This window comes from Streptomyces sp., from assembly GCF_036566765.1.
Taxonomy (GTDB): domain Bacteria; phylum Actinomycetota; class Actinomycetes; order Streptomycetales; family Streptomycetaceae; genus Streptomyces.
Window position 1 is genome coordinate 1 of the sequence record NZ_DATCVQ010000180.1, and the last position, 11,410, is coordinate 11,410.

An 11,410-nucleotide genomic window follows, 5' to 3' on the forward strand; every position below is an offset into this window, starting at 1 on the left:
CGCCGCGAGCGCCTTGGCGGTGTACGTCGACTCCAGCTCCAGGCCGGCCTCCGTCGCCGCGCGGCGAAGTGCCCGCGTTCCGGGCTCGGTCGGGTGAGCGTAACCGGCGCCGAGCCATCCGTGCTCCGTGACGACGTCGGCGGGGCCGAGCCCGCCCTGCGGCAGGTCCGCTCCGCGTGACCGCAGGAGTGCTCGAGCCTTCCCCGCCAACGCGAGGAGCGCCGCACTGTCCAGGCGCAGCGTGTCGTTGACGACGATTCCCAGCACGCGCGTCCGCAGACCCGCGAGCCGCAGACCGAGGGCCAGACCGGCTGCCGTACCGCCCGACCCGACCGCCGTCACCATCCAGCCGGGCTCGGGCAACAGCCCCTGCGCCACTTGATCTGCCAGCTCGAGCGCGCACTCGACGTATCCCAGCGTCCCGAGCGGCGAGGACCCGCCGGCCGGGAGCACGTACGGGAGGGTGAAGCCGTGCGTATGCCGGGCGACCAGCCAGGGCAGCGCGAGGAGCAGCCGGGTCTTGGTCCGTGGGAAGTGCAGCACCGCGCCGGATGCGCGCAGCCGGCGCATCTGCGCCCGGACATGCGCGTCGACCGGGTGGTCGATCAGCGCGAGAGCGACGTCGAGGCGCTGCTCACGGGCGTAGAGAGCCGCCGCCAGACCCCAGTTCGTACCGAGGCCGCCGACGGTGAGGATGGTCCGAGCCCCTCGGCGTTGCGCCTCGGGCAGGAGCCACTCCAGCTTGCGGACCTTGTTCCCGCCCCAGCCACCCCTGCCGTAGCCGCTCTCGTCCTTCAGCCACACCGGGGACCGGAAGCCGAACTCGTCCAGGAGGCGTACCGGTGTCGGCCCGTCTCCCAGCGGCAGGTACGGCAGTGAACCGGCGAGGACCGGCCAGTTCCGGTGGAGCAGAGGACGGCTCGTCATGGGGGCACGGTAGAGCACCCGCTCGGTCACGTCTCCGCCTCCGGCAACCCAGGATCGCGCGGCTTCAACGATCCGTTGAGGCGTCAGTCGAGACCGAAGGAGGTCCCCACGCCGGGAAGGGTGACCGCGACGTCTTCAACTGCTCCCTGCACGCGTGGGGATGGTCCCAAGGTGGACTCTCCGCCGGCGTGGGCACGTCGCTGCTCCCCGCGCCCGCGGGGATGGTCCTCCGGGGCGACGTCGTCGTCACCGGCAACGCCGGCTGCTTCCTTGCGTGTGCGGGGATGTTCCCCGCGTCGACAGGGCCTGTCTGTGTCTGGGCTTGGGGGTGGGTTGGGTGTGTTCTGGTCGTGTGGGGGTGGGCTGGTTGGGGGGTGTGTGGGGGTTGGGTGGGTGGGGTTTGGGTGGTGTTGGTGTGGTGGTTGTGTGTTGGCGGGGTGGCTGGTTCGTGATGCGCTGACACCCCGGTCCTGATGGCTGACGGAACGCGCAAGCCCATCAAGGACGTCCGAATCGGTGATCAAGTCCTGGCCACCGACCCTCAACCGGTGAGACCGGCCCCGCGCCGTCCCTGCCCTGATTCAGGGTGATGGACAGAAGAATCTCGTCGACGTCACGCTCGATGCAGACGGCGCGTTCAACACGGTCACTGCAACCGACGGACACCCGTTCTGGGTTCCAGAGGCTGGCATGTGGGTCGATGCCAAAGAACCTCGAAGCCGGTCAGTGGCTGCAGACGAGTGCAGGCACATGGATCCAGATCGCCGCGCTACAACGTCATGCCACCTCGACGACTGTCTACAACCTAACCGTCGACCGACTCAACACGTACTACGTGGTGGCCGTCCAGACCGAGGTTCTGGTACACAACACGAGCATCGGCTGTGGTCCAGGGGGGTCGACCAACCCCGGTCGGTGGAGTCCAGGTGACCTGGATTTCGGCCCTGATGGGCGCCGGAAGAAGCCTGGAGCCGCGTCGAACCGCACCGGGGAGGCTTCCGCTCGGAGCGAGGAGGGTGCTGCTGAAGGGCAGGCGTGCAACGATCGAACCGGCAGCGCCCCGGCGGAAGTGTCCGTGGTCGGCCAGGGCGTTTCCAATGCTGCGTCCCACACGGGGGGCGGGCCCAAGTAGGTGACGGTCTCGGAGCCATCACAGCGATTGTCATGACAGGCGTCACGAGTGTTCCCGGACCACCGTTCCATCCGCCTTCGTGTATGCCTTGATGAACGGCACAGCAGCATCCCCCTCGCCGATTCTTGTGCGCCTCCCTGCGCAACCGACCCATGAAAGCACCCGTCGCTGACAATCCGTCACTCCCTGATCGCTGATCGTGATCTTGGGGGCGCTGAGCCGGTCTGTATCCGGCCCGGCGGGGGGATGGGTTCCCGGGCGGCTCACAGGTCTCCCACGTGATCACAGAGCGTCGCAACTCCGTGATCACGGAGACCTGGCCCGCCTTCCTGCCAGGGCTCCCCGCACCGCCTATCTGCGCGAGCTCTTAATTGGGGTCCGGGCCCCGCAGGGCGCCAGTCAGCGGGGCCAGTGCGCGCCATCCCGTCATTTCGTACAGGGATCGACCCTCTGGCGTAGCGCCCAGCACGCCTGCCGTGGCCCCTTGTTCTGCGGCAGCTTCAGCGAGCCTGTGCATCACCAGGCGTCCCAGGCCGCGGCGCTGGTGGACCGGGTCTGTCTCCACCTGGTCGACGACGGCGGTGGGGCCGGTGACGGCGATCTGGCCGCGCGCGGCAAAAGCGCCGTCGGCGGTGCGCACCAGAGCGCGGGTGACGCCGGCTCGCGTCCAGGTGTGCAGCTGGTAGCCGTCGGGGATTGGGCCCGGGGCGCGGGTGGGGGCGACGCGTAGGGAGGCGGACATCAGGTAGCCGGGTCCGCCGGCGAGGTGCCAGCCGGGGGCGAGCCAGGGTTCGAGTGTCTCCGGTGAGACGAAGGCCTTCAACCAGACGCCGGGTGTGGTGGCGTGCTCGGTGATCTTGCGGACGGTCACTTCTCCTGCGGAGTGCAGAACATGGCGCATGACGTGTCCTGGCAGGCCCACGTCGACGGTGAAACCCCAGGCAGAGGGCACGGGTTCGGCTGCACCACGCGAGGCGGACCAACCGTGAACCCATGCTCGTACGGCATCGGCCGTGTGCGCGAAAGGCACGACTTCCTCCTCGTACGTAACAGGCAAATTAGTGTAATGATTATTACATTAGAGGTGCAAGGTTGCGAAGGGCGCCCCACCCGGGCAGGCCCCCAGGTGACGAGCTTGCACGCGTAGGCTGGAACCGGCCCACTCGAAGTGATCTCGCCGGGGCGAGGTGTACGGGGAGTGTCTTGTTTTTCGTGTAAGCCCTGGTGGTGACGCTTCTTGGGTTTCGTTCGGGTGTTACTGGTTGTCGATGATGCGGTCGCCGTAGAAGCCAGGCGAGGGTGTTGATCGCTTCCTTCCAGTTGTGGGTCCGGCCGGTGGGGTTGCGCCGGTTGGGCTGGCGGTCCCGGATCACGAGGACGAGGACCTTGAGGGCGGCTTCCTCGTTCGGGAAGTACCCGCGTCGCCTCGTTGCCTGGCGGAAGCGCGAGTTGAGGGATTCGATCATGTTCGTCGTGTAGACGATCTTCCGAATCTTGGGCGGGAAACGGAGGAACATGACGACGTGTTCCCAGCTGCGGCGCCAGACCGCGATCAGCGCGGGGTAGCGGGCGCCCCAGTCGGCCTCGAACTCGGCGAACCGCTGCTCGGCTGCGTCCGCCGTGGCCGCCGCGGTGTAGACCTGGCGGAGTTCCTCGGCGATCTGCGACCAGTGCTTGGTGGAGGCGTACTTGAGACTGTTGCGGACCACGCACAGCTGGATGTCGGCGAGCGGCCAGATGTTCTGAATGGAGTCGGGCAGGCCCTTCAGGCCGTCGCCCGGACACCCCCTCAACGACTTCAAGGCCGACCTCGCCGAAGCCCTCGATCTGCCCGACGACCTGCAACCAGGCCACCGCACCACCGAACGCCTGATCAGAAGCACCCTCGCCGCCCAGCCACACGTCATCGTCCTCGACGAAGCACAAGGACTCAGCAACCACATCCTCGAATACGTCCGCACCCTGTGGGCCGACAAGAGCAACCGCCTGGCCATCGTCTTCGTCGGCGGAGAGAACTGCTACCGACGCATCCGCAGCCGCGCCGCACTCTCCTCCTGCATCTGCCTCTGGCAGCAGTACGCACCCCTGCGTCCCGACGAAGTCGTCGACACCATGCCTGGCTACCACGCCGCGTGGGCCGACGTGTCTCCTCAGGACCTCTTGTGGGTAGACGACCTCGCCTGCCACGGGAACTTCCGCAGCTGGGCCACACTCACGTTCCACCTACAAGAAGTCATCGATGACCCCGAGCACGAAGAGACAGCCTTTAGCCGCAAGCTGACGCGCTCCATCCTCACCGACATGGACTCGACAGACCGCGCGTATAACGACCGGTATGACGGCACCGGTGGATACATGTGATTCGTCTTGCGGTCAGGTGCGGAGCGACGTTGTTTCGATCTTCCTGCGCGTACGGCTGCGGACGGTGAGGTCTGTGTCGGAGGACGGGTGGTCCGGTGACAGGGGGTCTGGTGCCGGTGCGTGGGGGAGGGCGCGTCCCTGGGTTAGATCACCGCGCAGCCCACGCAGCCGGCGGCCGCAGATGTTGCAGACGCCAATGTTGGTGATGAAGCGGGAGCGAGAGTTGCGTTAGCTCTACTCGGCGAGGTTGGTGAGCCTGGCCGCAGTGTCAACGCGGGCGCGAGGATGACCCGCGGCTGCTGGCCTGGAGCCGCCGAGAAGGCAGTGTGACCTGCCATAGCGCGAGCATAGCGTCCCCACTGGCGTCCCGCTTTTGCGGCACGACCGACGGAGGCCATCGTCGTGAGCGCGGGTGCCTTCGCTGCGACTCCTGAGCCTTCCAAGTTGGACCACGGGAGCCAGGTGGCATCCATTACGCCGTAATGAAGGTCGACCCACCAACAGCAGGCATTGGAGGCGAGCTGAGGAGCGGCGGTATTGCGTCGTAATACCCCTGCTCCTTGCCGCAGTCCGTCCTTCCGACATGGCGAGCACCGCGCTGCCGCTCGTCGGCTCGGCGCCTACCACCACAGCGATGCCGAGACGCTGGGACGTGTGAGCGCCAGGGTCCGCTGAACTCGGCCGACCCCGGCAGGCCAGCCTGAGCATCCACAAGCCCCAGCTGCTACGGCGCATTTGCCGCCGGCCGATCCCAGCGTGCCGGTCCTTCATTCCGGATGGCCTGCGACCGCTGGCAGCACCAACATCTCCACCGGTGTGCGGCCATCCTGACCAGTACACTCTCGCCGCCACCCATGGGCGAAGGGACTGATCGATGCAGAATGCCGCTCCTCCGACACCAGGCGCGCATCAGTTACTCAGCTGCGACACCTCAGCAGAACAGGCCGTCTATGAACGGGCTGTGGAGACGAGCCTCGCCTCCCCACAGGTCCGGCGGCGTTTCGACGCCCGGCCCGGTGTCACTGCGGCTGCCGTACGTGCAGAGATGATGACGCCGGACACGGTCGGGCGGGCCTTGGGGCACGTGGCAACGACGCTCACGGCCTATCGCCGAGCGTTTGCCGAGATGTCCCGAACTCGCGCGGAGCTGACGAGGTTGCGGACAGTCCTGGCCTTCGACGTACGGTCAGTTCTGGTCCACATCCTTGTGCCCGTCTCTCTCGCCTTCCTCATCTACGTGATGACTTTGGGCCTGCCGTGGTGGGCCGAGATGGCAGGAAGCGTTGGCGCAACCTCCATCGGCGTCGTGCCCGTCAGCCTCGCCGTCATCGCCCCGACGTCGCAGCAGAATCTCACGAACCAACTCGCACTTCTCGGGTACGGGCTGGCCCTGCCCCTTTACAACCTGGACGTACGACGAGCAGCAAGGGCCTGGGAACGCGACCTTCGGGACAACGGCACCCCCCGAGCAGCCCTTGAGGTGATCGAGCAACTCATGGGCGCCGATCCGCACTCTGTGCTCCTGCCAGGCCGGTTCGAGGGATTGCGGTCTGCGACCAGCGTCGGGTGGGTAGTGCCTGGCGCAGCCTCCCACCAGCTGGAACGCAAGCTTGCTGCCCTCGACAGCGGCACCATCGCCGTGTGCGGCCCCCGAGGGGTGGGCAAGACCACCCTGCTGCAAGACGCCGCCGGCAAGAAGGACTTCGTCGTCACCATTCGTGTTCCAGCTGCCTACACAGCGCCCGATTTGGTTATCGCGACGTTCGTCAAGCTGTGTGAGCGATTCATCGCGCGCGAAGGGTTCGAGGTACCGCAGCTGACTCGTCTGTCAGGCTTCGTGCGCACCCGGAAGCGCATGCAGCACGTGTTCCGAGGGCTTCGCCGTAGTCTGTTCTTCGGAGTCCCCGCGGCAGTGTTGATCGTGCTTGGTACGGCTAAGACTGCAAGAACCCTGTGGGACAAGCACAGCGACGGCATGCAGTCCTGGGCAGGTACCGCGGGACACTGGGTCGCCAAGCACGCTGAGGCAATCTGGCAGGGGCGCAGCATCGGAGCAGGCCTCGCTGTGACGGTCGCCGGCCTGATCCTCTGGAAGATGCGCAAGTCCGAACGATGGCGGCGCAGGCTCTTGGAGTGGCCTGTGTTCGTGTTCCTTCTGGTTGCCTGCTGCCTGATCCTGGGGCCGGCTGTGAGCCTTCCCTTCGATCCCGACATCAGGCGCCACTTCACGGCCCTCGGAGACCTTCAGACGAGGGGATTCCTCTCACTGCTCCTCCTGCTGCTGCTGCTCGTGCTCAGCCTGGGGGCCTTCGTCCGCGGCGACAACTCCAGCAGATACCTTCGGGAGCGGCTCTGGAAGCTTGCCGGAGTCATCTCGCTCGGCTTCGCCATCTGGGTCATCCTGCGAAGTGCCGATGTCCGAGGGATCCTGCTGGACTCGGAGAACCCGCAGCGGCTCGCTTACACCGTCGGGGGCACGCTCCTGCTCAAGATCGGGTTCTGGCGGACCACGCGTGACGAACCCAAGCTGGTCAACCAATGCCGTGATCACCTGTTCCAACTCAGGACCTCACAGAGCACGTCGGCAGCTCTGAACGTTGGTGTCGCAGGGCCGGCAGTCTTCGGTAGTGCCCACTCTTCGTCGCTCGCCAGCGTGCCTCCGAACTTCCCGCAGCTCGTGGAAGACCTGCGTGCCCGGCTGGGGGACATTGCGAAGCAAGTGCGGGCGCAGGGGGGCCGCACCCTCATCTGTATCGACGAACTCGATCGTCTCGGGTCGGACAGGAAGGCTCTCGACTTCCTCAGCGAGATCAAGGCGATTCTCGGTGTGCCACGCGTGCACTACCTCATCTCCGTGGCGGAGGACGTTGGCGCGGCGTTCGTCCGGCGAGGGTTGCCGCACCGCGATGCCACTGACAGTTCGCTCGACGACATCCTGCATGTTCGTCCCGGTGACCTCGCGCAGTCGCGCACCATCATGGGCAAGCGAGCCGAAGACCTGCCGAAGCCCTACGTGCTTCTGGCGCACGCCCTGTCCGGCGGTATCCCTCGCGATCTGATTCGCTACGGGCGTCGCATGCTGGAAATGCACGAGGACATCTCGTCGGCCCAGCAGGCTTCCGCGGTAGAGCTCACTGAGATCTCCCGCCGCCTCGTCGTGGAAGAACTCACCGACACGCTCGCCGGATTCCGCACTCTCCTTGCGAAGCAGCAGTGGACTCATCAGAACGCGGCCTGGCTGTCCGCCTACCGCGTCGTGATGGACCAGCTGCATCACGCATGCCCACACTCCATCACCGAGCTCGTGGCAGCTCTGGAGTACGTCGCCGCCTCAGGAGTGTCGCCGGCGGCAGGGTCCGCGATCGAGCCCCCAGAAGCCGCCCAGCAACTGATCACAGAAGCCTCCGCTTACACGTACTACGCGTTGACACTGCTCCAGATCTTCCACACTGACGACTTCGAGGACCGACGCCTCCGGGCGAACACCACCGCTGCGGGAAACCCTCAGTTCCTGGCGGAAGCCAGACTCGAACTGACCGTATCCCCGCACAGCGCACGTCCAATGATCGACTCAGCGCGTGCAGCATGGAGGCTGCGCCCCCTCACCAGCACCCTGCAACCAGCGATCATCCCAGCTCCCCGTACCCAGCCCTGCACGGTAGCCGCCTGTCGCTAAGCGCAGGTTCGAGCGCACAGTGAGGCGGAGGAGGCCCATCCCCCGCGAACACGGAGGGGTATGGGCCTTCTTGCTGGGTCGAGTTATGCCGCAGGACGCGACGCCAGCAGACGCTGACTGCACACGCTGCTGCGCACACCCGCTCGGAGCGAGGAGGACATGGCAGCGGCCTGAGCGACGCCGCCCTGGCCGGAATCGGCAAGGGCCCTCAATTGGGCGACGGGGAAGCCGCTTGGCCGGAAGGTCGCCGCGGGAAGCGGCCGAGCTGGGGCCTGTCTCCCTGACCGCGGAAGACCTGGCTCGGGTCCAGGGTTCTTGGGCTTTCTGCGATAGTTGCGCTGGCGCGTGACCCGCGTGGGAGGGGTCCTTCGGTGGCTCTGCAGTCGCTGCAATGTTGGCGACACGTCGTTATTCCGGCTGATCAAAGACGGTCGTCGACTCTGGGTCTGTCATGAATGCGATGCCGTATGGTTCGGCGTCGCCTCTCCCAGAGGTCCCGCGGATGGCACGCTTTTCCAGTACGTCGAGCCCTATGGAGGTCCGGGTACTCCCACAGACTGGGAGCAGATAGAGGCCATTGGCGAGTGACCAAGAGCGACGCGGCCGAGCCTGGAGGCACTAGTACTCCAGCTGTAGATCGTGATCTCAGTCTTTGTTGAGCGGCCTACCGCTGGTAATGGCAGGGCCCGGGACCAGGCTAGAGACTTTAACGGCTGAGGTTACGGCGGTTGGAGGTCGAGTTTGGTTTCGGCAACGAGATTTCCGAGGAGGTCGGCCAGTACTGCATCTTCTTCCGTCCGGTGCATTCATGGCTACAAAAAGGCGAACGGCTTCACGGCTCGTCGCGTGTCCAAGGATTTCCACGGCAAGACCTGTACCACTCGGGCTCGGACTGCAGTTCTTCCCTGATCGCTTCATCGAGTTCTCGACGCAACGGTGCCACCTGCTCATCCCACCGTTCGCGGGGGTTGGCGGCGCCCATCCAGAAACGGATAGGAGTAACTAACTGCTTCACCAACTCCGCTACCCTGTCACTCGCCACCATCACCACTTGGTGGTACATCTGATGAACCTCCTCTCGGGCGAGTAGCGCCTCCATCTCGTCGACCGGTTCAGCCAGGAACGCGAGACGCGCACGCGCCAATGCGTTCTGAAACAGCCCGTACGCGGCATACCTCGCTTCACGGCTCCAGTGGCTGACCTCGCGCTCGTTCTGGCGAGCCAGCATCTCCAGTGCCTGCTGATGGGCCTTCTCTGCTGCTTCCAGAGAGTTCCGATGTGCTGCTTCTGCCTGTGCCAGTGCCGTTCGGTGGGCGGTCTCAGCCTGCTCCAGGGCAGCCCGCTTCTGCCAGTGAGCGACGAGTACCGATACCGGGATAGCTGCTAGGGCACAGATTGCCGCAATGCCAGACAAGTCCATGACCCACGATGATGGCGTGTGCCTGTGAACCAGTCACTGAGTTTCGCATGACTACAGTTGCGGGCAGGGTAGGCATGGCAAACGTGACGGGTGGGCTACGGGTCGAGCCCGGTCTTGGCGATGAGACCCCCAATGAGGCGGGGGCGGTGCTGCATCCGTTTCAGCCGCGTCTTCACCAACGTGGTGAGCTGGTCGATGTTCTGTTTGGTGAGGTTGGCCAGCGATCTCTTCAGGTGCGACCACACGCCCTCGACGGGGTTGAGCTCGGGAGCGTACGGCGGCAGCTGGTAGACGGTCAGCCATAATCGGGCGGCGATCAGCTCGCGCATAGCGCGGCTGACGTGCGTGTTCAAGTTGTCCCAGACCAGAACGATGGGTCCGCCGAGCTGCTGGTGCGCGGCATCCGGCAGCCGGGCGTAGCTAGTCTCAATATAGCCCTTGCGACGGCCCTTGGTGGGACCACGGTCGAGGTGGATGCGGTAGATCAGCCCTGGCCGGTGGCCGGCTTTGGTGCAGATCAGCGCCGCCATCGACACACGTTTGCTGCCCGCGGCGGTGACCCGCACCACGGGGGTGTGGCCCCGGCGGCCCAAGGTGCGGCCCTTGGGCGGCCTCAGGCCCTGGCCGGCTTCGTCCTCGAAGCAGAGCCAGGCGCCCAAGTCCGCCGCCCTCTTTTTGTGACGGGCCACTGCTTGTCCTTCCAGGCGGCGATCTTCGCTTCGTCCCGCTCGGTGGCCTTGCGGGAGGGGACCTGCCCGCTCCAGCCGATGCGATGCAGCAGCAGGCCCAGCCCGGCCAGGGTGTACTCGACGCCGAACCGGCGGCGCACCACCTCGGCGATCCTCGCCAGCGTCCAGCACTGGTCACTCCAGCCAGAGGCGGCCGGGCTGGCATCCAACACCGCCTCCAGAACGCGGGGTTGTTTCGAGGCGAGCTTGCAGCGGGCGCTGCCGGGTCCCTTGGAGGCCAGGACCTGCCGACCACCCGAAGCCAACGCCCGCCGCCAGCGATTCGCCGACATTCGGGTCACCCGGAACCGTCGGGCAACCTCCCGGTCACTGGCCCCGACCTCGATCAAGTCAGCGGCTGCAAGCCGGACTTGCTCACGCCGAGCCCGCTCCTCGGCCGTCAATCCACCGCCATCGGGGTACCTCATCCACCCGGCATAGCGCGGCCCACGACAGTTGTCACGCCCCCAAGTAACCCGCACAGTTAAAGATCTCTAGATGGCGGCGTCGGCCGTCGGACCAGCCGAGCCGATGGGCGTCGCTGCACGACGCCCTCCGCGTGGCTTACAGCCGTGAGGTGCGGAACCGCCGACTTGGCCTGAACGTCGAAAGGCCATGGCTGAGAGAGCTGGACAAATCATCTTCGCCCTCGCGCTGGTTGCTGGGATGCTCACGGGCTGTGCCAAGGCCGACGAGGGCGCAGAGCCCGTCCGGGCGACACCGTCCGGCCGGACGATTCCCTTCGACCTCTATACGCATTGCGGAATCGACGAGGCCCGTATCGGCTCGACGTACTTCGAAGCGGAGACCCCACTCTCCGATGGCTCGGGGAACCCGCCCGAAGGGTGGGACAACCCCACCCAGCGCGGCACGATGACCTTGGAGTCCGAGACGGAGGCCGTCTTCACCGACGATGCTGGGCATGAGGTGAAGTTCCGTGCCAGGCCGGGTGCGAGTGCCTTCAAGCGCATCTGCGCTTAGACCGTGTCCTATGTGGTGAGCCGGACGAGGCGTTTGTAGCAGCGCAGGGCTGCGGCGAGCCCGAGAAAGGCGAGGTAGTTACGGGGGTGTCGTTCGTAGCGGTGGTTGAGTCTGCGGTAGCCGGTCAGCCACGACATCGTCCGCTCGATCACCCACCTTCGGCGGCCGAGACGTTGGCTGGACTC

At 65.9% G+C, this 11,410-nt stretch carries 8 protein-coding genes and 1 pseudogene; 3 read left to right on the plus strand and 6 right to left on the minus strand.

What is annotated here, in order from left to right; all coding sequences use genetic code 11:
- From VIU94_RS10025 to VIU94_RS10035, 3 genes and pseudogenes are all read right to left on the minus strand, one after another.
- On the minus strand, positions 1 to 927 hold a 927-nt coding region (locus tag VIU94_RS10025), incomplete at its 3' end, for a pyridoxal-phosphate dependent enzyme (RefSeq protein WP_331909801.1).
- 1,499 nt (positions 928 to 2,426) lie between these two features.
- Positions 2,427 to 2,960 carry a GNAT family N-acetyltransferase gene (locus VIU94_RS10030; protein ID WP_331909803.1) on the minus strand — a complete coding sequence of 178 codons (534 nt, stop codon included), beginning with the start codon at positions 2,958 to 2,960 and terminating at the stop codon, positions 2,427 to 2,429.
- A gap of 354 nt (positions 2,961 to 3,314) precedes the next feature.
- Positions 3,315 to 3,834: pseudogene (locus VIU94_RS10035) on the minus strand (transposase); the annotation flags it as partial.
- Here VIU94_RS10035 and VIU94_RS10040 point away from each other — a divergent pair.
- Positions 3,806 to 4,420 (plus strand): ATP-binding protein, encoded by a 615-nt coding sequence (locus VIU94_RS10040; RefSeq protein ID WP_331909807.1) that lies wholly within the window; start codon positions 3,806 to 3,808, stop codon positions 4,418 to 4,420. The pseudogene VIU94_RS10035 and the gene VIU94_RS10040 overlap by 29 nt on opposite strands.
- 874 nt (positions 4,421 to 5,294) lie before the next feature.
- A complete protein-coding gene (locus VIU94_RS10045) occupies positions 5,295 to 8,096 on the plus strand; it encodes a P-loop NTPase fold protein (protein WP_331909809.1) in 2,802 nt (933 codons plus the stop codon).
- 832 nt (positions 8,097 to 8,928) lie between these two features.
- On the opposite strand, the gene VIU94_RS10050 is transcribed toward VIU94_RS10045, so the two are convergent.
- Both VIU94_RS10050 and VIU94_RS44885 read right to left on the minus strand, forming a co-directional pair.
- Complete coding sequence (locus tag VIU94_RS10050) at positions 8,929 to 9,516, minus strand: hypothetical protein (RefSeq protein ID WP_331909811.1); 588 nt, start codon at positions 9,514 to 9,516, stop codon at positions 8,929 to 8,931.
- A 95-nt stretch (positions 9,517 to 9,611) separates the two neighbouring features.
- Positions 9,612 to 10,672, minus strand: a protein-coding gene (locus VIU94_RS44885; RefSeq protein WP_422664588.1) for an IS630 family transposase whose coding sequence is annotated in 2 segments (ribosomal slippage) — positions 9,612 to 10,195 and positions 10,195 to 10,672 — 1,062 coding nt in all. Because the reading frame shifts where the segments join, the coding sequence is not laid out codon by codon here.
- Positions 10,673 to 10,859: 187 nt separating this feature from the next.
- Here VIU94_RS44885 and VIU94_RS10065 point away from each other — a divergent pair.
- On the plus strand, positions 10,860 to 11,225 hold the full coding sequence (locus tag VIU94_RS10065) for a hypothetical protein (protein WP_331909817.1): 366 nt from the start codon (positions 10,860 to 10,862) through the stop codon (positions 11,223 to 11,225).
- 8 nt (positions 11,226 to 11,233) lie between these two features.
- Here the strand turns inward: VIU94_RS10065 and VIU94_RS10070 are convergent.
- The coding region (locus tag VIU94_RS10070) for a transposase (RefSeq protein ID WP_331909819.1) at positions 11,234 to 11,410 on the minus strand (177 nt) is incomplete at its 5' end.

Coding starts and splice junctions, on each gene's coding strand:
- VIU94_RS10030 (WP_331909803.1), bottom strand. CDS start 2,960: ATGCGCCATGTTCTGCACTCCGCAGGAGAAGTGACCGTCCGCAAGATC.
- VIU94_RS10040 (WP_331909807.1), top strand. CDS start 3,806: ATGGAGTCGGGCAGGCCCTTCAGGCCGTCGCCCGGACACCCCCTCAAC.
- VIU94_RS10045 (WP_331909809.1), top strand. CDS start 5,295: ATGCAGAATGCCGCTCCTCCGACACCAGGCGCGCATCAGTTACTCAGC.
- VIU94_RS10050 (WP_331909811.1), bottom strand. CDS start 9,516: ATGGACTTGTCTGGCATTGCGGCAATCTGTGCCCTAGCAGCTATCCCG.
- VIU94_RS10065 (WP_331909817.1), top strand. CDS start 10,860: ATGGCTGAGAGAGCTGGACAAATCATCTTCGCCCTCGCGCTGGTTGCT.